The organism is Metasolibacillus sp. FSL K6-0083 (genome assembly GCF_038630865.1).
GTDB classification, from domain to species: domain Bacteria; phylum Bacillota; class Bacilli; order Bacillales_A; family Planococcaceae; genus Metasolibacillus; species Metasolibacillus fluoroglycofenilyticus.
This window is the reverse complement of sequence record NZ_CP152046.1, coordinates 3,492,036-3,515,382: the sequence shown is the minus strand read 5'-3', so window position 1 is coordinate 3,515,382 and position 23,347 is coordinate 3,492,036. Positions and strand designations below refer to the sequence as shown.

Annotated in this window: 19 protein-coding genes; 3 read left to right on the top strand and 16 right to left on the bottom strand. The window is 33.9% G+C overall.

What is annotated here, in order from left to right; genetic code table 11:
• Positions 1 to 23: 23 nt before the first annotated feature.
• The 11 genes from MHB51_RS16490 to MHB51_RS16440 all read right to left on the bottom strand — a co-directional run bounded on the left by MHB51_RS16490 (position 24) and on the right by MHB51_RS16440 (position 15,353).
• The gene (locus tag MHB51_RS16490) at positions 24 to 863 is read right to left on the bottom strand and encodes a DUF4007 family protein (protein ID WP_342558616.1); all 840 of its coding nucleotides are present in this window, start codon (positions 861 to 863) and stop codon (positions 24 to 26) included.
• 2 nt (positions 864 to 865) lie between these two features.
• The gene (locus MHB51_RS16485) at positions 866 to 6,136 is read right to left on the bottom strand and encodes a DUF87 domain-containing protein (RefSeq protein WP_342558615.1); all 5,271 of its coding nucleotides are present in this window, start codon (positions 6,134 to 6,136) and stop codon (positions 866 to 868) included.
• 5 nt (positions 6,137 to 6,141) lie between these two features.
• A complete protein-coding gene (locus MHB51_RS16480; protein ID WP_342558614.1) occupies positions 6,142 to 7,650 on the bottom strand; it encodes a hypothetical protein in 1,509 nt (502 codons plus the stop codon).
• Between the two features lie 10 nt (positions 7,651 to 7,660).
• A complete protein-coding gene (locus tag MHB51_RS16475) occupies positions 7,661 to 9,445 on the bottom strand; it encodes a hypothetical protein (protein ID WP_342558613.1) in 1,785 nt (594 codons plus the stop codon).
• 145 nt (positions 9,446 to 9,590) lie between these two features.
• Positions 9,591 to 10,787, bottom strand: coding sequence for an IS256 family transposase (locus tag MHB51_RS16470; protein ID WP_342558243.1), 1,197 nt, complete (start codon positions 10,785 to 10,787; stop codon positions 9,591 to 9,593).
• Positions 10,788 to 11,451: 664 nt separating this feature from the next.
• Entirely contained in the window at positions 11,452 to 11,574 is a 123-nt protein-coding gene (locus MHB51_RS16465) for a hypothetical protein (protein ID WP_342558612.1), read from the bottom strand.
• A gap of 306 nt (positions 11,575 to 11,880) precedes the next feature.
• On the bottom strand, positions 11,881 to 12,174 hold the full coding sequence (locus tag MHB51_RS16460) for a hypothetical protein (RefSeq protein ID WP_342558611.1): 294 nt from the start codon (positions 12,172 to 12,174) through the stop codon (positions 11,881 to 11,883).
• A 194-nt stretch (positions 12,175 to 12,368) separates the two neighbouring features.
• Positions 12,369 to 13,658 (bottom strand): hypothetical protein, encoded by a 1,290-nt coding sequence (locus MHB51_RS16455; protein WP_342558610.1) that lies wholly within the window; start codon positions 13,656 to 13,658, stop codon positions 12,369 to 12,371.
• Positions 13,659 to 13,772: 114 nt separating this feature from the next.
• Positions 13,773 to 14,015 (bottom strand): hypothetical protein, encoded by a 243-nt coding sequence (locus MHB51_RS16450; protein ID WP_342558609.1) that lies wholly within the window; start codon positions 14,013 to 14,015, stop codon positions 13,773 to 13,775.
• A gap of 37 nt (positions 14,016 to 14,052) precedes the next feature.
• Complete coding sequence (locus MHB51_RS16445) at positions 14,053 to 14,328, bottom strand: hypothetical protein (RefSeq protein WP_342558608.1); 276 nt, start codon at positions 14,326 to 14,328, stop codon at positions 14,053 to 14,055.
• Positions 14,329 to 14,345: 17 nt separating this feature from the next.
• Positions 14,346 to 15,353: a site-specific integrase gene (locus MHB51_RS16440; RefSeq protein ID WP_342558607.1), complete on the bottom strand. Its 1,008-nt coding sequence runs from the start codon at positions 15,351 to 15,353 to the stop codon at positions 14,346 to 14,348.
• Between the two features lie 825 nt (positions 15,354 to 16,178).
• On the opposite strand from MHB51_RS16440, the gene MHB51_RS16435 reads away from it, so the two are divergent.
• The 3 genes from MHB51_RS16435 to MHB51_RS16425 all read left to right on the top strand — a co-directional run bounded on the left by MHB51_RS16435 (position 16,179) and on the right by MHB51_RS16425 (position 18,920).
• Positions 16,179 to 17,375 carry an IS256 family transposase gene (locus MHB51_RS16435; RefSeq protein WP_342558243.1) on the top strand — a complete coding sequence of 399 codons (1,197 nt, stop codon included), beginning with the start codon at positions 16,179 to 16,181 and terminating at the stop codon, positions 17,373 to 17,375.
• 177 nt (positions 17,376 to 17,552) lie between these two features.
• Positions 17,553 to 18,668, top strand: coding sequence for a hypothetical protein (locus MHB51_RS16430; RefSeq protein WP_342558606.1), 1,116 nt, complete (start codon positions 17,553 to 17,555; stop codon positions 18,666 to 18,668).
• 3 nt (positions 18,669 to 18,671) lie between these two features.
• The gene (locus MHB51_RS16425; RefSeq protein ID WP_342558605.1) at positions 18,672 to 18,920 is read left to right on the top strand and encodes a hypothetical protein; all 249 of its coding nucleotides are present in this window, start codon (positions 18,672 to 18,674) and stop codon (positions 18,918 to 18,920) included.
• A gap of 398 nt (positions 18,921 to 19,318) precedes the next feature.
• Here the strand turns inward: MHB51_RS16425 and MHB51_RS16420 are convergent, their stop codons facing one another.
• The 5 genes from MHB51_RS16420 to MHB51_RS16400 form a co-directional block, all read right to left on the bottom strand.
• Positions 19,319 to 20,110, bottom strand: a complete 792-nt coding sequence (locus MHB51_RS16420; RefSeq protein WP_342558604.1) for an SDR family oxidoreductase — start codon at positions 20,108 to 20,110, stop codon at positions 19,319 to 19,321.
• A gap of 113 nt (positions 20,111 to 20,223) precedes the next feature.
• Positions 20,224 to 20,796, bottom strand: a complete 573-nt coding sequence (locus MHB51_RS16415) for a TetR/AcrR family transcriptional regulator (RefSeq protein WP_342558603.1) — start codon at positions 20,794 to 20,796, stop codon at positions 20,224 to 20,226.
• A 249-nt stretch (positions 20,797 to 21,045) separates the two neighbouring features.
• Positions 21,046 to 21,405, bottom strand: a complete 360-nt coding sequence (locus tag MHB51_RS16410; RefSeq protein ID WP_342559492.1) for a GNAT family N-acetyltransferase — start codon at positions 21,403 to 21,405, stop codon at positions 21,046 to 21,048.
• Between the two features lie 256 nt (positions 21,406 to 21,661).
• The gene (locus MHB51_RS16405; protein WP_342558602.1) at positions 21,662 to 22,132 is read right to left on the bottom strand and encodes a hypothetical protein; all 471 of its coding nucleotides are present in this window, start codon (positions 22,130 to 22,132) and stop codon (positions 21,662 to 21,664) included.
• A 38-nt stretch (positions 22,133 to 22,170) separates the two neighbouring features.
• Complete coding sequence (locus MHB51_RS16400; RefSeq protein ID WP_342558601.1) at positions 22,171 to 23,298, bottom strand: ATP-binding protein; 1,128 nt, start codon at positions 23,296 to 23,298, stop codon at positions 22,171 to 22,173.
• Positions 23,299 to 23,347: the final 49 nt, after the last annotated feature.

Here is a 23,347-nt window from a genome sequence, read left to right as displayed (position 1 = left end):
AATTTCTCCTTCCAATTACTCTTTTAAATAAGTAATGAAAATAGTTTATTTACACAATAATTCGCATTCTGGTTTTTGATAATTGTAATAGGAGACAATTGTGCATTTAATTTAACTATACCTTTATCTTGCATAATATCTAAAGCATCTCTTACTTGTTTTTCATCCCAAACTAACGCTTTTCCAAAATGTAATGTACTTATCACTTCATCAATAGTTAATTCGGTACGTTCCCCTAATAATTGTTCCCATTTATTTAGAAGTAAATAAGCATATACATATAAAAACTCTTTTTTCATACGGTGAGGCTTAATACTATATGAGTTATCTTCAATCTCTAATAAATTTAAACTTTCAAAAGAAAGTTCACTCGTATAACACGTTCTAAAAGGAGACATATTTACTTTCTTTTCAAAATTTCTTTCTACTGCCTTCGTAACTTGGTCGTGTGTGAAACTCTCATTAACTTTAGGGAAAAATTCATTAAACATATAAGACCATAAAGTAGCAGGAGAACTACTATCGACAAGTAAACCATGCAGTAACAATTGGCTAACATTTTCAAGTAGATATGGATCTTCTAGTAATACTATCTCCCCCAACTTAGTTAATTCTATTTTGTATTTACCAGCACCTTTTTCAAATGTAACAAGGCCCATAGCAGCCGCATAATAAATATGCGGCTCTACTTTACCTGAAACTTTACCAGTTGGTATTGCTGTTTGTTCTGATATTTCTTCTTTCGTATAAGAACCCGAATTCTTATTTGCAAATGATAAAATACGGCTAATATACTCTCGTTCTGGTGTGAATTTCATATGAAAATCTAAATAATAAGGTTGTACTTGTATTTGAATTTGCATTGCTATTTCCTTTCATTTAGCGGTGTAACTGTAATTATATGCTTATTTTTGGTACTTAAGCTGCCATCTTGTAATCGATCTGCACCGACAACTACACATTCACCTTTTCCTAGCTTGGATAACTTACCTGCCCAATTACGTTGCTCATCAACCTCTGTACTTAGGAAGCTTGCAATATTTCTGTTATCACCTTCCGGTGGTAAGAAATGAACTTTTTGACTAGCATTTTGGAACCGTGTAATAGCATCTTTTGTAATTGGTGGTTGTAAAGTTTGTGTAGCAAATAAACCTGACCAGCCAAATTTACGCCCCTCAGTTAAGATTCGTGCGCTTGGAGATGTTTCAGATTGGTCTAAGTTTTGTGCTTCATCAAGAATTACTGGGAATGGCGTTTCTACGTTACCATGTGATAAATTGTAACTCCAAATATCCCATAAAATGAATTCCGTTAATAACACTTGTGTGAATCGATCAAAGCCAGTTAATTGGACAATATATACTTTACCTTGTTCAGATTTAGTTAACTGACCCCAATCGAACATATTCTCAATAACAAACGGCTTACGATCAATTAATGGCTCAATTTTTGATAATACCGTTTTAGCACTAGTTTTATCTAATGTTTCTAACTCTGTTCTTAAATAATCTAAATTCATATGATCTCCATATTTATTTAAACCATTTAATGTAGCTCGATAAATTGCATTTTTTTGTTGGTCGCCAATACCATTCTTTTTGTACACTGAGTAGAAAATCCCTGAAATTCGTTCAGCTACATCAATTTCAGACTCTAGATCATACTCATCTTCATCAAATTCTTTCATATTGCGCTTAAACGGATTAATCGGGAAGCCTGATCGTTGGACGTTAAATTGAATTATCCTTTCTCCTAGTGCAGCTTTGAAATCTTCATTTAATTGGCTTTTTTTGAAGCCATCTGTGTAATCAAAAATCAAAGTCGAAATCCCTTTATTCGCAAGTTCTAATAACAAACATTGCATAAAGTAGGTTTTACCTACACCTGATGTCCCTGTTATTAATAAGTGTCTGTTTTCCAACTTAGGATGGCCATACTCCCAATAAATCTTCTTATTAGTTCGATGCTCTATCCCTAAAAGTACACGTACTTCTTCTAAAGATATTTTAGAACCATCATCTTTTTTCGAAGTAGGAGGATCTTCTATTATTTCAGTTCCTTCACTATCGGAATCATTTGTTTTCTCATTAGAAACATCTGAATTCTTAGTAGAATCCTCTATTTTATCTTCATTATTAGGATGCTGTTCATGTCCATCTTCTTGAGAATCACTCTTATTTAAAGAATCATTATTTGAATCTTTTTGTTTGATTTGTTTAGGGGAACTAGAATCTTCAGGTATCCCGTCCTCTATTTCACCAAATACATCAACTTCTTCATCTTCAGAAATTTCTTTAGCTTTATTTTCCATAAATTCTTTAAATGAAATTTCATCATCAACAAAGTTATTAAATTCTTCGCTTAATACATTTTCGAATGCAATCGCTGCACGCTGCTCCTCAGGTAACAATTGCTTTTGGATATATAGTTGTCCATAAGTTCGATGATAGACATCTATATTATTCAAATTATGAATTTGTACTTCCTTTTCCTCAGCATTATGATCTAACCAATACGTTAACAGCGTTGTCTCCCATTCAATATTGAATTCACCATTAAGTATTTTCATCAAATCACTATTTAGTTTTTCACGGCTATTATGATCTTGAGTTATAAATAACGGTGAAAACGCTAGTAATCTGTATAATTGAGCAAACCAATATCTTCGGTCATGTTCAGTAGAATCTTTAGAGAATTTCTCTGATAAGAATTTATGTCCTATTTCTAATTGTTGTAGTCCCTTATCAACATGCACTACATTTTCTTTCCCCATTTTACATTCAACTAAGTTGGCTTTAATCAATAAGTCTTCATCTTCTGAAGCTACGACTTCTAACTCCAATAAATCTGGTCGATTAGATTCTTCATTAAACCAATGTCCGTATGAATCTAAGGAGATAAACGTTTTTAATAATGTCTTTTCATTAATCTTTTCAATTTCTAAAGATTTCACAGCTAATAACGTAGCTAAATAACTATGAATTTCATAGTCATAAGGATTTAAAGCTTTAAGTACTTTAATACCATCCAATACTGTTGAATCATTCAAGCAATATTCAGCAGCTCTAGAATACATATCAGGGAGCCATGAAGGAAATAGTTTTCTAAGTCGATTTTCAAGTCGAACTTTAATATCTTGCTTCATATCCTTTGAAGCTGAAATAGCAACATTTAGCTCTCCATATATACCTTCACCAGTAGAGAAACTAATAATATTCTCAGTATCAAAAATCTTTTTATCTAGACCTGTGTCAATGCTGACAACCCATCGAGCTTTTTCATGTAAAACTTTTAAAACATCGTTTAAACCGTTAACAACTTTTAGTACTTTTTCAACTCGATACATTTCATTCTCTTTTGCATAATCATGTTCCGCCCAAAATACTAATTGTGAGTGTGCAAAAGAAGCTTCAAATTGCATTTGACTAATAGAGACACGGCGTTCATTTTCATCATTTGGAGCTGGAATCGGATTAAATACCATTGGATACTTCATTTCTGAAGGAGCAATCTTCTTCCCTTTGTTAATTTGATACTTAATACTAGATGTTTCTAAAAGACTATCAACAAATACTAAATCAAAATCTTTGTATTCTAATAAATCCTTAAGTCGTTCAATTTCAGTTGTTTTATACGTATTAAAATGTAAATTTAAATCGACATTATCATCTACACTAAATGTTTCATCTAACCAGAGCTTCATATAATTTTGAGCTTTATAGTTTACACTTGTCGATAAAATATCAATACTTAGTGTAGTTTTATCTATTTGTTTTTGTTGTTCTTTAATATAACCTTTAACCCCTTCAATTAAAGGATATAAGTGCTCAAAATTAACAAAACATAATGAAAGTGAATCAACGCTCGATGGGAATGTTTTAATATATTCTTTAATATGCGAATCAATTATTATTGCTTTCGATGAATTCGCTTCGTATTCTTTCTTATCTTCTTGGTCATCTTCAGCGTCGACTGCTACTAAAAACGAACTGTCAATGATCTGTGACTTCTTAGAATAACCATGTATAGCATAATAACCTAATACATGTGAGGCTGCATGATGTATGTTTTCATCAGTCATTAATGTATCAACACCTGATAAAATAGCTGATTTATCTTTATAGCGATTAAACTGATCAAGATACGTACGCACATCCTCATCATCTTCACTATTCACAATTTCATCTAACACAATATATAATCCATGTCTTATATATGCTTGCTGTGCTTCAAATTTTTCAAGCATAGCTGGGTGGAATGGAGGTATAATTGCTCCACTTAATTTTTTACATAAGCAATTGAACGTATCTTCTTCAACAATCGTAAATAAATTAGAAACAAGTTTAAAATGCTCTTTTTCATAATTAGGGTAAGAACCATATGATTTCCATAATTCCGTTAAAACTTCTGTGTAGCTATTTACAAATTCTATAGCCTTCTTTGATTCTAGGATGTTCATCGAATGGTAAATCCCTTTATCACTTACAATCATTACAAATTTCATAAACGGCTCAATTAACTTATATAGTTTAGTCACAACTCTAGGATCATCAGTATTAGAACCTGCAGTCTTTTTAAAAATTGGAAGCGTATCCTGTAATAAAACTTCAGTGTTGTTTAGTTGATAATGGAACGACGAGATGTCAGTGCTCGTTAAAAGATTACCAATATTTTTACATGTAAAAATAGGTAACTTCATACTATCTTGCTCATCTAGTTGTTCTTTAAAGTAAGTCATTAAGTTAAATGATTGTAACCAATAATCATATGGGTTAAATAACCAATCGAATTCTATAGATTCTTCATAAGCTGAATTCGAGAATTTAAAATGAATTTTAGAAATCGAATTAGTTGTTTTACTAAATTCTAAGTTAGCTTTCGCAATATCTTTTTCTTCGAAAGGATCGATATTATCTTCATAATTTAATTCAAAAAGATTTTGTGTTTCAACATTTAGATAATTTACTAACCCACCAACCGCAATACAAAGTTCGTTCCAGCGATTCTCCTGATCTTCTGGTAATAATCCTTCAGCTAAGTATACTTTTAATACTTTTATAGTTACCGAGTCTGTAACGCTAATTTCTGGAAAATGAACCATTAAATCTATTAGCATATGTGAATATGCTTGTAACGGATCTCCATATACCTTTTTAACTTTTTCTTTTCGAGGTGGTGTATTAGTAATTTTAATTCCTAAAATATCAACAGTAATAGACTGATCGAATTGCGCTAATTTAGGCCTTAAAACCTCTAAACTTTCACCACGTGCAAAATCTATAATATCATTGCAATACTTATCATATGAACCGAATGTCGACTCAATTGTAGGTAAATACTCTAGATACTTTTCTTCTTTATCTGGATCCGACTTAAATTTATCAAACTTATCAACCAGTTTTTGATGTAAACTTTTACTTAACCCGCTTTTATAAGCATCACGCTTAATGAATTTCACACCACTATCTAGTATTTTTAACGCTTTCCCTTTAGATAATTCAGTTAACATCGCTTTAGTAACCGTTAAAATATTCGGCATATTAAAGTATGTCCATAGATTTCCTAAAATATATTTCGCAATTTGTTCTATTTCATATAATTCATTATTTTCAACATCGTCCGCGATTTTACTAACTACTAATAAATCCACTGGCACATGCCTAAAGATATTCACAAATAAGTTATTAATAATATTTACAGAACGCTCATCATCAATGTCTAAAGTTGGAAAGAACTCTGCATATCTTTTATTGAACTTTACATTCATATCTTCTGGTGTAATAGAGTAGAAGTCTGCTAAGCCGCCCGTGTCTTGTACACTCTCAGTAGCTAAGAGAACCACCGATTTTTTTGATTCGCCAAATTCATTTCTTAATTTCGTGAAACGCTGATTTAAACTTACAAAACCTAAACGTTTCATTTCATCCATTTCAGCAGGAAATTCTTCTTTCCATAATTCGAACTTTTCCTCCGAAAGTTGAATTTCTAATTCGGTATATTTTGATTTTAATATTTTTGCAACTTCTAAATAGATGCTTGGATGATTAAAATAATCTAAACGAATAAAAGAAGCTTCTTGATTGTTTTCTATATTTAATTGAATTAAATTGCTTAATTTTTTTATATATGTCTTCATTATCTTCACCCTTTGAATGGATTTTCAACAATTGATGTCGCGTCCGATAGGTTCTTTAAAAAACCACAATTACTTAACAGCTCTAAGAAATTTTGTTCATTTTCATTAAAGTCATTTAAATACGAAATTTCTTCAAAGTGTTTTTCTGCCTCTTTAGGCCCAATAATAATATTAAAATGTTCGTAACATTTTTCTAAAAATGTTGTAAACAATAATCTTTCGCCAGGTTTAATTAAGCTTAACACTAAAACCTTTACTAAATTTTCATTTAATGACATACGCATATTTGCACCTTTAGGTGGAATAACTAAACCAATATCTTTTGCTAATTTTCTAACTAATAAACTTGTATCTTTAGCTGCGTTAGTGATTGTGTTAGCTTGAGCTGTGTCTTCATCGTATTTAGTGAAAATTGCTCTAAACACATTTTCCTCTAATTGTTCATAACTTGAAACAGCTTGCTTTCGTATTGCTCCTTGTGGATTTTTCGTTAAATCCAATAGCCACGCTTGTTTATTTGGTAAATTTAAAATCATCTGTGAGCGATGAGTCATCATACGAATTATTTGAATCGCTACAAGCATCCCTAATAATTCAACTTTCTCAAAAGCATCTAGCTGACTATTTAATAAATTCTTTAATTCTATTACCGTAAATGGTGCTACATTTTCGTATTCTTTTGGTATCGCCTGTAGATTTTTTTCGATAAAATGAAAATTCTCAACAAAATCACCACTAGGATTTACAACATCTTCCCATTCACCTTGAATAAACTGTGCTAATATGCTCAATTGTGGAATCGAAGTAATCATTTCTTTTAGTTTTATTGAAATCTCATCTCTATAGGTTTCATCAATTTTATTTAACCCTTGCAGCACATGTAAATAATATACTTCTCCCCCTCGGGCCATGAACATATGTTGATTAAATTCAAACTTTCTATCGACTTCTAGCCAGTTATCACTTGTATAATCTAAACCTTCTGTACGTTTTTTCTTATTTCCAATAGATTCTGAAAATATAATCTCTGGAGCTAAAGATAACAATGATTGAGCAAACCATGATCGTTTCCCCAAGATCGCATTATATCCATAAAATAAATCCTGAATAACATCTAATGCAAAATCTTCATCATAGTTTGAAGATTCTACTTTAATTGATTGCTTCAAATGTTCTCTATGCAATTCTAAAGCTTGTCTATCCGCTTCGAAGCGTTTTTCAATATCACTACGATTAAAGAAAATAAAACGCTTTAACCCCATTCTTGGTGACGGATAATAATGTAACTGTTTAGATTCATCTTCTATTGCATCAAAATAATATCCTGAATCTTTAATAATAGAATAATCTCTGACTTTCCCTTCACTCTTAGGAGACATAAAAACAAGTAAAAACTCTAATAAAAACTCATATAATGTTTGATCTTTATATAAACGATGACCATAAACCTGGATTTGAGGATTATGATCAGTAATTTTATAATCTTGAAATTTCGGGAAATATTCTAATGTCATAGTTAACCTCCTATTTAAAATATAATTTATTGCTATCCGTATCGACTTCAATATCTATAATTCTCGGTCCAGTCAATGTTTTAATCAACACTTTAATCATATCTTCACCATCATTATATTTATATTGGTTATAAAGTTGAGATTTTAATTTATTAATACCGTGGGATAAGACAGGATTGAGTTTTGTTGATAATGACCCGTTAGCTATATGATAAAAATACTCTAGTAAAGGTAAAGTAATGAGTTGCTTATCATCAATCCGATTAAACTTCAAATACATCTTATATTTTGGTTCGTTAGAAATTATATTATCCACAGGTTCCGTTACAATTTCAAAATCTTCGTAATCAACCTTACCAACTAATAAATATACATTTTGATTATTTAGTCCACTTCTTTTTAAAGGTAAATATAATACCGAACTACCTAATGTAGGGTCGCTATCTCCAGAAATAACAATTTGTAAAGCTTTAAAAATCATTTCCTTTAACTGTCGCTTCGATCTACCTCTTAAGTCGTCTTTAGTATAACTAATATACTTTGGGTAAATAGGTGAATACATTGAGCTCAATAATAATTCATCTTGTTTTTCATTTGAGTTTGAAAATAAAATCTGCATCCTTCTAATAGCTCTACGTACAGTCATAGCTTTTTCGTTATATAAAGAATTCGAAACATCCGATAATAAACTTTTCGTATAGTTTGTCCACATTACTTTAGCAACATTTTGAATCTCTGGTACTAATACCGAAAAATTTTCTTTAACAAATAATTCTTGATCAAACGGTAGGCGTTTTTCATCTAAATTCAAATTTTGTATTTCTACAATCGATTTGATTTTTTGAGCATTTTTATCTTTTTTAGTACCTACATAGCCAAAGAATAAATTACTAATATGGTATTCTGCTAAAACTCTTTGTTTAGAAATTACGTTAATTTTGTCACACTGTACATTTCCTGTAATCGCAAATGATAAATGCGATAAAATTTGGCGTATTGTTAAACGTTTATCATTTTCCGCTAACCATTTATAATAACTAATAGCCATCTTCTTAAACTTCTCTTGATGAATTTTTAAGATTTGATAGTTATTATAAATTGGGCAAAAATCGTTTAAACAGCATTCTTCCACGCCTGACCACAAATCTTCTTGAAGGATATTATCTATTAATTGCGAAACAATCTCTGTATTATCTAATAATGCTAAATTGATTACTAAAATAGATTGGTCTCCAACAATCCCTTCATTAAATGAATTCTCATCCATCAATTTTAGAATATCCATTTCAATTTCATTATTAGAATATCGCGAACCCTTAAAGTAATTTTTTAATGCATCAATTAATGTACCTGTATTAGATACAATAATACTAGAGCCCCCATTTCCTTTATTCTCAAAACCTTTTTTGATACTTTCAACTTGCTTCTCACAATTCAACTCACTCATATCTTTTATATAATAGATACTATTATCTAAGTAATTTGTGTTAACTAAGTCCTCTTCTTTTAATATTTGTCCAGGCTTAATAGCTTCAAATTGACGTAACACCTGATGTAGTAAGCTAGTTTTCCCATCACCTGCATGTCCTGTTAAAAACACAAACGTCGGACTCGCTTTAATTTTTTCTACTAAGTAATTACCTACATTACTTTCAACTCTAATTTTTTCATAAAAAGGATTAGTAAATTGAGACTCAGCAATAGCGTTATCATTAGAACTATTAGCGTTATTTAAAGACTGCAAATATTTAATATAATTTATATGCACTTTTTTCACCTCATTAGGTACTGTCAATATTATTGTGTAAATGACTTTTCAACTTCTCAAGGTAGATGATCACCTTCGTATTCAAATAGATTTGTTCGAAGTTTGGATTTGGGTGTCTAGGAAAGGGCTAGCCCTTTCCTAGACACCCAAATTTCGCGCTGGCACGTCCCGGTTAGTTTGTCGGTTCATGCAGCTGTTCAAACATTTCTTCTAGCTTGGCACGGGCCTGATTAAAGCCGATGTGGCAGCGTGTGGCGAAACGTTGATTGTAGTCCTCGAACTGCGTCACTAAAAAGCGTTCCAGTGATTCTTCATTCGGGAACTGTTCCTTGCGCTTTGTATATTTTTTGATTTGCTTATTGAACGACTCAATTAAATTGGTCGAGTAGATGCTTCGCCAAATTGCTTTTGGAAACTGATAAAACGTGAGTAAATACGGATTATCAAGTAAGCTCTGTGTAACTTTTTTATACGATTTGCTCCATTTCTCGCAGAACTGCCCAAGTGCTAGCGCAGCTGCTTCGGCGTCCTTGGCCTGGTGAATCGTTTTAAAATCTTCGCAGACTTCCTTGCGATCCTCTACGCGTACTTTATGCATGATATTGCGACCGACATGAACTAAACAGACTTGATATTTTGCCTTTGGAAACACATTGAAAACAGCGTCAGCCATGCCTTTTAAGCCGTCTGATACGAATAATAAGACGTCTTCTACACCACGGTCTTTCAGCTCTTCTAGTAGCTCTTGCCAGTTGTAAGCAGACTCGGTTGGGGCAATCGTGTAAGCGAGTACCTCTTTAGAGCCGTCTTCGCGAATACCAACAGCGATATAGACGGCTTCTTTAGACACCGTATCACGACGTACGGCAATATACGTCGCATCTAAATACACGCATACGTAACGATTATGCAACGAACGGTTGTTAAATGCATCGACTGTTTCTGAAACCGCTTTTGTCATATTCGAAATCGTTTGAGGCGTATAGTGATGGCCATACATTTTTTCGATTAACTGGGCAATTTCAGCCATCGTAATGCCTTTTTTAAACAGGTGAATCACCGTATCTTCAAGCGTATCATTCGAACGCTTATACGGAGCCACGGTCTGTTGTTTGAACTCACCATTGCGATCACGTGGAATTTGAATGGCTAAATCGCCGTACTCTGTGTGAAGCGTACGCGAATAAGACCCATTGCGTGAGTTGCCTGAATTAAAGCCCATACGGTCATATTTTTCATAATCTAGAAATTCCGTTAACTCTGTCACAAGTAGCGAGTTGATCGCCATTTCCAAGTGCGAACGAAAAACCTCGGTAATATCTTGTTTTTTTACTAGTGCATCGATAATTTCTGTTGTAAACTGATTCATAGGGAAGACCTCTTTTCTAGGATTGGTTGTGGTGACTTAATTCTACCAAGAAAAGGTCTTCCTTTTTACATGGAATTTTTCATTTACACAAAATATTTTATACTCTCCCTCATTATTTTTTCTAAGAATTTTTTTAATATTAGTTCTTTGAATTTAATTAATATTTAAGTATCATAACTTTATTTTAGCTGATTACTATCTGTATATATAGTAAAATTCTCACATTTCCTATATTTTACACATAAAAATACTGCTCAACTATTTTAAAAGCAATGTCGTGTAGAAAACCAATCTATAGCGTTCAAAACAAACCTTCTACAAACGCAATTTTAATTAGCCAACTGTTTAACAGTTTTTTTGAAAGTGGTGTGCGCATTTCATTACTAAACAGATACTTTTCTTCATAAAAAAATCCCTCTCAACAACCAGAGGGGGATTTTACAGCTATAAATCTTTTTGAATCCTACATTATTTATTCCACCAACAACGCAAAATACTTGAAATGATCGCCTGTTAAATATAAGCTCACCCTCCAAGTATAAAACCGCAATGTGGTGCGTTTCAAAATAAGCATCCTTAGTTTTAATACGCACTCTCCGGTTGTGTAATGTTTTCTTTCACGCTGCCTGAAGCAGATGAATGTTCATGTTTTTTTGGTTGTCGATCATGTTTCGCGTTCAACAGCCTGTATGCCGCGCTCATTCTCTTGTTCTTCAAAATCAGTACTAAACTTTGTAAAATCGCTTTGCATTGGCGTTACTGGCTGCTGGTAAATAACCGCGATCAATTCTTCTTTTCACTTTTTATCAACCGTCGCTTTTACAATGCTTGCAAATTCTTTGTTGGTAAATTTTTGAATATTAAACTGAATTTCCTGGCTAATTTTAATGGCACGTATACAGGGCTCTTCTGTTGCACATACAGTACATGTGCAAGTTCAACAAAATACGGAATTTCTACCTTTTCGCTAAAGCGATAAATTCTTTTTTTTACGTCCTTTATCGTAAAAATTTTTTGCGTGAGTTTTTCATGCCGCCAAATCGTTGAAGCTTTTGCTGAAGATTATATTTTTCCTCTTCCTCTAACTCCTCATTTAAACGTTCAAAATTTCTAGGACTAACTGTGCTTGCTCAGCTGGGTAGCTTTCCTTTTCGATAATTACTGTTTCCGCTAAAGTATCTGCTAATGTAAATTCGAACACTTGTACAAGCTGACTAAAATGCTTTTTCTCTACTTGCGTACATGCTACATGCACCACAAATTGCTCATGCTGAACTAATTCGTTATACAGATTTTCATTGCCTAATACAATTACCAGACTAACATTTGCCGCTTCTTCAATAATATAAAGCTCTGAACGAATATAATTTTGATCCTTGCGCGTCAACTGATTAAAGGTCTTAAACAGTTCGATAAATGACCCGTTGTACGCTTGATCGTTATAAGCTTGTCCTACTCTCTCAAGTAACGGTTAATAATTGAAGAAGATTGATCTGGATTATTCTGAGGAGAGCAAATTAACGTACAAAGAGTTTGTTTAACTTGATGTTAAGCAAACCTCTTATAATTTGAAATTCATTTTTATCTTAAATCTATATCGTCACCTAACGCTTCGAATGCTAATCTAATTTTTTCTTTTAAATCAGGTAAGAACTGCTGGCGTTTATCTAATTCTATAGTATCTTTACTAGACCAAGTATATGTAATCCCCATACCTGGGCAAATATTTAATGTTTGATAATTCTTATCTAATAATTTTTCTTTCATGATGCTTCGGTCTTCTTCTGAAGTTAACCCTACTTTTTCAAACTCTGAAAAATGTTCATTAAATTGATCTCGCTTTATCTGCTTAAGATTTGATGCATTTTTTAACCAGTAATCTACATACGCTTCAAATGTTATCTTGCCATTTGCCCAAAATAAATTACTTGAACGAAACGAAAGGTGGAAATTGGGCCATAATGAAAATCCATGACCTTTGAGTTTCATTAATTTTTCATATTTTAGTTGACTAAACGTATATTTAGCTGAAGCCATCGTGTCACCTGCATAAAGGAAAAGAGTAACTTTCCAATCCTCTCCATCCACTTGCGCATCCATTGCAATTTGCTTCACCGTTTTGCGATTACTGTTTGCATAATGTTTCCAACCACGATGATAATTTACTTCTGCTTGTTCGCCATCGATAATGAATTGATTTAATAAATCCACACATCTCTTATTTAATAAATAGCTATTTCCTTTACATACACCAAATTGCGTATAAGGATTAATATACGAAAATTCTTCATCTACAAATTCTAAAAAATCTTCAACTAATTGAAGTTCAAGACCTGTAAGTATTCCATTAATAATAAGCGTATTCAAACGTTCTATTACATCACGCCATGAAAGAGCACATGGTTGTTTAATAATTTGAGCTCCTTCCTTTAATGAAGGATTCAATTGGTCTAACCAAATATTATAACGTAACGGTTTATTTTCAATAATAAACAGCAAGCCTGGATTTGCGAAAATCACGCCATCATACCTTGCAATGCGTTCAGAATTGTTAATCATACTGGTTTCATCCAAACGATCATCAGAAATAATAACAGATATGACTTTATAATCCTCTAATTCTGAAAACATTGCATTTGAATTACCCACCTGGGTATGCACGGTCTGTACCACTAGTTCACCTAAAGAAATTGAAGGAATTTGTTCATCACTCGGTAAATCAGAAAGCTCTTTTCGTATTAATTCAAAAAATAACATTTGTACCGCCGGAATATTTTTAACTAATGTCAAAAATATTCTTGTTAACTCGTCCTCATGATTATTTTCTTTATTTTTATATGAGTTAAATATATTTAAATGATCCAACATCATCGCTCCTCAAACTGCTTTTACTTCAATAATAGCAAATTACATTTATTAACAAAATATATCAGTTCATTATTAAAAATATCGCCCCTTCATTAATTTGCAAGGGGCGATCATTTCTTAATTAACCTTCTCTCCACAAACCATCTGCTCCATCAATAAATTCATTCCTACCGCTAATTCTTCTAGCTCATTATTCGAGTAATACAACACAGTTTCTTCGTTCGTATCAATATACATAAACACTCCCTGCTCCATTTGTCGCTTCATGTTAGCGATGTGGAATTGGATAAGGCGCGTTCTTTCCAGCATTTCGAAAAGCTTATCTGCATCCACATAAACTACGTTTTGTTGTGCGTTCATTGTATGACCTCCATTTTTAAATTAGGTGGATTGTTATTTATTCTTCGTCATCATCCTCTTGTTCCAAAAATTCTATCCTCATATTATTTGTAGCATCCTGCATATATTTTTGCGTTTCAAGTAAGTGATTGTTGATGTTATTGAATATATCTTGAATCGTAAACGCTGAATCTAGTCCATCGAAATACTCATTCATCTGATGTAACTGATCTCGCACAATGCTTAAATAAAAATCGGCTACTTCAAAGTGCTGCTTGGCTAATGCTGTATAGCGCTCGTATTCTTCCTGTAAATCATCGATATTTCTTGGCATAGTATTCACTCCTTCTCTTAATCTTGTAAATACACTAACGCTAATGCCCAACGATTCTCTCCGTGCCCTAACTCACTATGCACTTGATTCATCACTACCACCGTTTCTTTATACAACTGTTTTTGCGTAGCACTTATGATCCCGTAATCCGCCTTACGATTTTTTAAGCGGTTCTCTAAAATGCGCGCCATCATATCTTTCTGCTCAGCATTAGCGAGCTCTTGGAATCTTCGTCTTGCATAACTGTGACGGAAGCCATGACAGCCACGACCATCTTGATGAATGCCAGCTTTTAAGCAAGCTCGACGAACACCACTGCTTACGGTATTTGCTGTTACAGCAACTAAATATTCATCTTTGCCAAGCCAAAATAAATCATTTTGTAGTGCTTCTTTGAACTGCGGCTGCACTATGATTTTTCTGAAACGTCCACCTTTTGTCACGCCTGCCCCATCGGTAATTTCTAAATAATATTCACCGTTCTTTTTCGTAAAATGCTTGCCGCGAAGGTTGACGACTTCTTTTAAACGTAAGCCTAAATTGCTCATCAATTGCACCGCTTTTCGAACATCCTCCGAGCAATTTTCTTCGATCAATTCGATTTCTTTATCCGTATACGAGCGATTGCGGATCTGCAATTTTGACTGACCCGAGAATAATCGCTTCTCTGGACAAAATGTTACGTTCCACTGATTTTCCATTGCCACTTGCAGCAGTCGGAGGGACGTCTCAACATTCGACATATGCCCTTCCCCGCAGCCCTTTTCCTGCATGAAGGCAAAGTAGGCATGATAATGTTCGGGGGAAAGCTGTTGCAAAGCTGTAATTTGATAATGCTGTCGCACCCACTTCACAAAGTTTTGGCAATCACTAAACGTATTTTTCTTTTGCTTGTACGAGTGGATGCCTTTAATGCCTTGGCTGCGAAATGCGCGCTTGGACTGACCAATATAATCAATAGAATCGAGCGCCACTTTGACCTGAAATACAATCGTTTTCTTGCCTGAACGTACTTTTCTGTTCATGTTCTCACCTCCTTTCATGGTTGGTTTTTGCGAACACATTCTTTTAAGGTAGTGCATGTTTTACGTTTCAATTAAGCTGCTCACTTTTGCGAGAGGCAGAGCAATGATGCATCCTCCAATTAAAAAATCGCTAAGGGGTCCTTCTGACGCGCTGGTCGGATTCTCCAGCTGTCCCTTACCGATTTATACACAAAAAAGCTCAACGACACCGACCATAATTGGTCTTACCGTTGAGCTTTTAATCCACCTAACTTTTGCATCACAAAAGAGAGGCATATCTATTCAATTTTTACGCACTAGTCGCCACTAGTAAGCTTTTGTACTTTTGAAATTGCTCTGGTCTTCCCCAGAATCCTCATCATTTTTACCGAGTCTTTCCACCATGGAATATCCCGGCTATCACGCATGACTATTGTTTAAGATCAAACAATATCACCCGATTTCATTTTTTGACTGAATCTTCTACTAGAGATATTTCAGTTGACTCCGAAAATGGAGTTTGATGTGTTACTGATATGAATATACGATAATTTTCACGAAAATTCAAATAATAATCAAAAAATTATAAACTTAGATATGATATCCCTATTTTTATGTAAATAAATTGATTTTTTTCACTAAAATCAAATTTAATATATTCAAACTCTTCAATTATATTTATTTCATTATTTGTTATTCAATATACTATAATCAAAATAAGCCCTTCTAAAATTTTAATGAGAGTATAAAATATTTTGTGTAAATGAAAAATTCCATGTAAAAAGGAAGACCTTTTCTTGGTAGAATTAAGTCACCACAACCAATCCTAGAAAAGAGGTCTTCCCTATGAATCAGTTTACAACAGAAATTATCGATGCACTAGTAAAAAAACAAGATATTACCGAGGTTTTTCGTTCGCACTTGGAAATGGCGATCAACTCGCTACTTGTGACAGAGTTAACGGAATTTCTAGATTATGAAAAATATGACCGTATGGGCTTTAATTCAGGCAACTCACGCAATGGGTCTTATTCGCGTACGCTTCACACAGAGTACGGCGATTTAGCCATTCAAATTCCACGTGATCGCAATGGTGAGTTCAAACAACAGACCGTGGCTCCGTATAAGCGTTCGAATGATACGCTTGAAGATACGGTGATTCACCTGTTTAAAAAAGGCATTACGATGGCTGAAATTGCCCAGTTAATCGAAAAAATGTATGGCCATCACTATACGCCTCAAACGATTTCGAATATGACAAAAGCGGTTTCAGAAACAGTCGATGCATTTAACAACCGTTCGTTGCATAATCGTTACGTATGCGTGTATTTAGATGCGACGTATATTGCCGTACGTCGTGATACGGTGTCTAAAGAAGCCGTCTATATCGCTGTTGGTATTCGCGAAGACGGCTCTAAAGAGGTACTCGCTTACACGATTGCCCCAACCGAGTCTGCTTACAACTGGCAAGAGCTACTAGAAGAGCTGAAAGACCGTGGTGTAGAAGACGTCTTATTATTCGTATCAGACGGCTTAAAAGGCATGGCTGACGCTGTTTTCAATGTGTTTCCAAAGGCAAAATATCAAGTCTGTTTAGTTCATGTCGGTCGCAATATCATGCATAAAGTACGCGTAGAGGATCGCAAGGAAGTCTGCGAAGATTTTAAAACGATTCACCAGGCCAAGGACGCCGAAGCAGCTGCGCTAGCACTTGGGCAGTTCTGCGAGAAATGGAGCAAATCGTATAAAAAAGTTACACAGAGCTTACTTGATAATCCGTATTTACTCACGTTTTATCAGTTTCCAAAAGCAATTTGGCGAAGCATCTACTCGACCAATTTAATTGAGTCGTTCAATAAGCAAATCAAAAAATATACAAAGCGCAAGGAACAGTTCCCGAATGAAGAATCACTGGAACGCTTTTTAGTGACGCAGTTCGAGGACTACAATCAACGTTTCGCCACACGCTGCCACATCGGCTTTAATCAGGCCCGTGCCAAGCTAGAAGAAATGTTTGAACAGCTGCATGAACCGACAAACTAACCGGGACGTGCCAGCGCGAAATTTGGGTGTCTAGGAAAGGGCTAGCCCTTTCCTAGACACCCAAATCCAAACTTCGAACAAATCTATTTGAATACGAAGGTGATCATCTACCTTGAGAAGTTGAAAAGTCATTTACACAATAATATTGACAGTACCATTTTAATTGGAGTGAAACTTATGGAAGACAATCCACTTTTACTACCTGATAATAAAGTTGTAATAAATTTGGGAAATAGCAACAACCCCCATCATAATTCTAAATTTGAATTACCTTCACAATTTATCGAAACAATTAGTGAAATAGTAAAAACTAAATTTAGCTCCTCCACATCTCCTGAGATAGGCGAATTGTGGAAAATCACAATTAACCCTGAACTCACTAAAAATGTAGCTGATGGGACTTATTCAATATCCGAAGGGGCTTTAGAAATTCGTAATGTTAAAAATGGACAATTTGTAGGGAAAGCGAAGTTAGAAAAAGTTGACTTGGATAAGTATTTAAAAAAAGATACGTCTCAAGTATTAAGTAAAGTTTCATCTAGTATAGTTAGTGTGGCTGGCCAAATTCAAATGGCCGAAATCTCAAAAAAATTAGATGCAATCCAAGAAACAGTTAATAATATATCTAATTTTTTATGGCGAGAAAAGATAACTGAGCTTAGAGGATTAAACGATACAATAAATGACGCTATAGAGTCTCTTCCAAGTGCTCATGCTTATAACAGAATTAATGATAGTATTAAAGATTTAATTAAACTCTCACATTTCTTTGAAGAAAGTATTGAGGAAATTTTGTTAAAAGATATTAAAAGAAGTTTTGGCGCAGATATAATTGAAAGTTTTAAAATTCTTAATTTCAAAAACAAAACTAAAAATGAATACAACCAAAAGTATATAAGCGATATTAATACACTAATTCACTCAACAACATTTTTATTAGATTTGTATATTCAATCTCTACTCCTTATTGGCTCCTGCTACCAAGTTATCTCAGAAACAAAACATGCCAATAAGTATTATGACTTAGCTCAATCAAAACAAAAAGAATATAATTTAAAGATTTCAAATAAATTACGGTATCTTTTTAATATATTGAACCTTGATCAAATCGACATATCAAATATTAACTCAATTTTAAGTGAGAAAAGATTGCCTTTAGGGTTTATTGATAACCTAAATAATCTAGAAACCCAATTTGATAGATTTCATCAAACGCAACTAAAATTACAAAATCAGATTAGTAATACGAGTATAGAATATACAATCAATCCCAATACATTATTGGAGGAATAATACATGACGGAATTTAAATGTAAACATTGCAAAAAAATCACGTTATTTGAACGCAATGGAAAAAACCAGCTCACTTGTTCAGAATGTAATAACACTTTCACTAAATGCAAAAATAAGGAGTGTTCTAGTTTAATTAAATTCGGTGTTTATTGTAGTGATTGCATGGGTGATGGACTAAAAAAAGGAAGCGGTCCTGTAATAACTTTATTAGCAGGTGCTGCTGCACTTTTAATTAAAAAAGGACGCAAATAAAATTGATGTGCATGACAAAGCATGCACATCGTCGTTAAATATTATGAATAACTAAAACACTTCCGCCAAAGCACATTATGACTTCTCTCATTAATAAAACTCATAAAAATTTCCTTGTTCAAAATCAACACCGTATTATCCTCCAAAATACTTTCTGGCGGTAAGTAGTTGATAATCTATTCACGTTCTCGTTTCGTTCGTTTTCCTAATACTTCGCTGCGTACATACACCGTGTTGTCATTCCGTACGTCAAACGCTTCTTTAATTCTAGCCATCATGAAAAAAAGGACCACTCATAAAAGTGATCCCTTTCATCCCGCTCAGTTATATTTTAGAGGGCTTTGTCGAACTGTAATCATAATATTTTATGATGCAGAACTGTTATAAATTGTGGGGAATTACCCGCGTAACATATTACGACCACCGTTTACCGGAATAATTTGGCCATTAATGAAGCCTGATGCATCTGATGCTAAAAATACCATAACTGGTCCCATGTCGCGATCTACATCACCCATTTCACCACGGAAAGGCACTTTCAGACGTTCTGCTTTTAAGAACTCCACACGTGCTTCCTCTGATAAATTGTTTAAATATTGCTCGTACATTGGTGTTTTCATTGTTGGATTCACACAATTTGCGCGAATATCGTATTTTAATTCCCATTCGTATGCAATTGTGCGTGTCCATGCATATACAGCACCTTTAGAAGCTGCATATAGAGCACCTCCAGCCATACCTGAAGAAGCTGTATCAGATGAGAAGTTAATAATGTTACCTTCTCCTTCTTGCTCTTTAAAAATACGGCATGCTGCTTGGTTTGTATATACTGTACCGTTAATATTAACACCAAATTGGAAGTCTAAATCTTCTGGTTTATAGTCCTCAGCTGCAGCTAATTTTTCTACCCCTGCGATATGTGCTAAAACATCTAAACCTCCCATATCTTTTGCCGCTTGCTCGAATACCGTAAATACTTCTTGTTGGTTAGCAATGTTACAGTGATAGTACGTTGCTTTACCTGTAGCATCTGGTAATACATTTGCCTCTGCAACTGTTTTTTGACCAAGCTCATCATTAATATCAATGACTGCTACTGTTGCACCTTCACGTACATAAGCACGAACAGTACCTGCAGCGATACCACTAGCGCCTCCAGTCACGATAATACGTTTATCTTTTAATTGCATATCAAACACTCCTTCAATTTGTCATTAAATATAGTATAAGATGTGCTACATATGATAAACGATTCCGACTTTACGTTAAGTGTTACTCTAAAGGAAACATTTTAAACCATTTGTTACCTACCTTGCTCATCATAATTTTGAAAAATAGGAATTGTCCATCGCTCATAGTAAGATGCCATCAGCTTTGGTGGAATGAGCATACCGTCTTTCATCCATTTCACAAGTAACATTGTATGTGATGACGCATAAAAATAAGTCATATATTCATGTTCTAAATCAGACAGTTTTAACGGCTTTAATTTATTTGTTATGATTTCACTCGAATGCTTTAATACAAATTCATAAAAAGAATTTTGCCCTGTAAACGCACTAATTCGCTCATAAAATTTTCTATCCTTGTAAAATTGCTGATATTGCCACTCCAAAATCATTCCAGATGGTAAGTCCATATTTATATATAGCTCTCGCAACTTTTCCATCGGTGCGATAATGTCTTTAATTAATATTTGCTCGACGACATCATTTTTATCTTTAAAGTATTTATAAAACGTCTTTCGTGAAACTTGTGCGGCCTCGCAAATTTCAGCAACCGTAAGCTTCGTAAAATCCTTCTCCATGACAAGCTTATGAAAGCTACGCATAATTTTAAGCGCTGTTTCGTGCAAAACTTGTTCTTTTTCAACCATGATTGCACCACTCTTCTTAGTTCAAGATTATAAATTTAAAAGCATTAATTAATATCAATTATACTACACATAACATAAGTATCATGCACTCACACTATCTATACGATCTTTAGCATGTAAGATTTTTGAAATTAGCAATTAAAAATCGAATCGATACAGACGAAGACTACACTGTAAAATACTCAACTATATAGGATGGCTACTCACGTTCCTACAAGGAGAAACACCTTCATTTATTGCTAGCCTATTCTAATTTAAACTTATTTGTAACCGCACCATATCCCGACACTGAATACCGTTTTCAAAAATCGGTTCATCATAATTGTCGATAAAATAGTCGTGAATGATTTCTTTTAATCGAAAGCCGCATTTTTGATAAAGAGCAAGTTGCTGGATACTTGAATTGCCCGTTCCAATTTCAATTGATTCCATACCTAGCAACCTTGCACTTTTTATCGCATGTTGCACTAGTGCTTTGCCAGGCGCCTTCTCCATCAGTGCATATACCCCAACTACTAGGCCATCCTCAACTGCAACGAACACTTTACTTTTATGAATATACTTCTCAATACTCGTTTCAGATGGATCCGCTAATAGTAGTAAATCCATAGGGAGCTTTTCATTCAGCTGAAGTGCACGAATAACGTATTGTGATTCCGCATGCTCAATTGCTTCATGTAAACTTTTCTTTAAACTTTCGAATAACGCTTTGTCCATCTTAGCCTTCCTCCACTGCCTATCGATTAATCGATTATAATCGATTATTTTTTATCGGTACAAATAATCGATAGGCTATCTAATTAAAATGAACCGCCCATCTCAAACTTGATTAGGCGGTTCATTCGTCATTTAAATTCACTTATAATTACTTCAATAAATCCGCAAGTGTTCCATTTTTGGTAGCAGATTTCTGCTTATACTGTTGAATGGCATTTACTAAAATATCTACATCATAAAAATATTTCTTTGCAAACTCATACGATTTAATTTTACCCATTTTTAAATGCTGCTTTACGTAATCACTTGGTTTCATACGTTTACGGCTATAATCATCGTATTTTCCCTCAGCATGAATAACGAGCATTTCAATTTCAGGCGCTGTAATGATATTCACCACTGTTACACGTTTTAAATATGGGCCTGATAATTTAAAGTTTTCATTAGTCGAATCTAATATGCGATAGACTGTAATCATTTCATTTGTCGTTTTATTTAAGTAATCTCGTTCAAAATTCTTTGCACTTCGACAGCGTAGAATTTCTTCCTCTAACAGCTGCTCACGTTCGAAAATAAGGCGATTATTTTCAAGTAAAATTTCCATAATCTCTTGCTCCATTGACCCTTCACAAAGACACGCTATTAAATCTGGACTTCTCATACGCTATGCACCTGCTGCAAATACTTTTTCAAGTCCATATAGGCATTGTAAGAAGGCGCTGTTGGTCCGACATAGCTACTTTGATACACTTCACTTTTCTTATAGTCACTACGGTTCAGTAAATCATTTAAATTTTTAAAGCGTAATTTATCTTCTTTAAGCGACAAGTAAATACTATCATTGCGTTCAAAATCGTCTAACAGCTCTGAGTAGTGCGTTGTGAATACCAGTGTTGCCCCTTTAGGATTGGTACGATCGTTTCTAAAGAAATTAACAATTGTACGCACAATCTCTTTGTTGAAGTGGTTTTCAATTTCATCAATTAAAAGAACCCCTCCTGTTTTAAACACCTTTTCAACTGCGGCTAAGACATTTAACCCTTTAATCGTTCCTGATGATAAATATGCTTCTAAATGTTGGTGATTATTTAAATAAATTTCACGGTCCTGCCCTTTAAATTTTAAACGAATCATTAAGTTATTATTCGCATCTTTTTCTTCATATAAATAATCAATACTCTTATCAAGGAACCCGACCATTTGTACTGGAATTTTCCCTGCCGTTTTCATGACGTTTTTGTTTGTTTCATTAATTAAATCAATCACTTCAAGCTGCTCCTGATTTTTCATGTAAGCAATAATCATACTCATATCATCTGCTAAATATGGGGAATTTTCTTCACTACGAACGGTTTGTAACTGCTTATCAGTGAAAGAATAAAGCGATTTCTTTATTTTATCAATTTTCTTCACCCAAATTTTTTCCTCTTGAAAGATCAACTGACCATGATTGTTGCGAATAATTGTTGATTCAATTTTCATTAATTGGGATTCATTAAAGTGGAAGTAAGCCTCCATCGTAAAGCTCTTTTCGTTAGCTAAAAACTCATACTTCTCACTATTTAACTTCCCTTGTTTCATATACATATCTAGTACAAATGAAAGAGTTTTTAAAACCGTCGTCTTCCCAGAAGCGTTAATGCCGATAATGCCTAAAACATTTTGGCGATACACATTACCAGCAATGTGTGTTAAACCTTCATCATTTAACTCCGTAACACGCTGCTGCGCAATAAAATCTAGTTCAATGCCGTCTTCAAACAGTAACAACTCGTTCACTTTCATTTTTAATAGCCTCATCATAACCCACCTTTTAAACGTAACATCCGTTTTT

Coding starts and splice junctions, on each gene's coding strand:
- MHB51_RS16490 (WP_342558616.1), bottom strand. CDS start 863: ATGCAAATTCAAATACAAGTACAACCTTATTATTTAGATTTTCATATG.
- MHB51_RS16485 (WP_342558615.1), bottom strand. CDS start 6,136: ATGAAGACATATATAAAAAAATTAAGCAATTTAATTCAATTAAATATA.
- MHB51_RS16480 (WP_342558614.1), bottom strand. CDS start 7,650: ATGACATTAGAATATTTCCCGAAATTTCAAGATTATAAAATTACTGAT.
- MHB51_RS16470 (WP_342558243.1), bottom strand. CDS start 10,787: ATGAATCAGTTTACAACAGAAATTATCGATGCACTAGTAAAAAAACAA.
- MHB51_RS16455 (WP_342558610.1), bottom strand. CDS start 13,658: ATGATGTTGGATCATTTAAATATATTTAACTCATATAAAAATAAAGAA.
- MHB51_RS16450 (WP_342558609.1), bottom strand. CDS start 14,015: ATGAACGCACAACAAAACGTAGTTTATGTGGATGCAGATAAGCTTTTC.
- MHB51_RS16445 (WP_342558608.1), bottom strand. CDS start 14,328: ATGCCAAGAAATATCGATGATTTACAGGAAGAATACGAGCGCTATACA.
- MHB51_RS16440 (WP_342558607.1), bottom strand. CDS start 15,353: ATGAACAGAAAAGTACGTTCAGGCAAGAAAACGATTGTATTTCAGGTC.
- MHB51_RS16435 (WP_342558243.1), top strand. CDS start 16,179: ATGAATCAGTTTACAACAGAAATTATCGATGCACTAGTAAAAAAACAA.
- MHB51_RS16430 (WP_342558606.1), top strand. CDS start 17,553: ATGGAAGACAATCCACTTTTACTACCTGATAATAAAGTTGTAATAAAT.
- MHB51_RS16425 (WP_342558605.1), top strand. CDS start 18,672: ATGACGGAATTTAAATGTAAACATTGCAAAAAAATCACGTTATTTGAA.
- MHB51_RS16420 (WP_342558604.1), bottom strand. CDS start 20,110: ATGCAATTAAAAGATAAACGTATTATCGTGACTGGAGGCGCTAGTGGT.
- MHB51_RS16415 (WP_342558603.1), bottom strand. CDS start 20,796: ATGGTTGAAAAAGAACAAGTTTTGCACGAAACAGCGCTTAAAATTATG.
- MHB51_RS16410 (WP_342559492.1), bottom strand. CDS start 21,405: ATGGATTTACTACTATTAGCGGATCCATCTGAAACGAGTATTGAGAAG.
- MHB51_RS16405 (WP_342558602.1), bottom strand. CDS start 22,132: ATGGAGCAAGAGATTATGGAAATTTTACTTGAAAATAATCGCCTTATT.
- MHB51_RS16400 (WP_342558601.1), bottom strand. CDS start 23,298: ATGAAAGTGAACGAGTTGTTACTGTTTGAAGACGGCATTGAACTAGAT.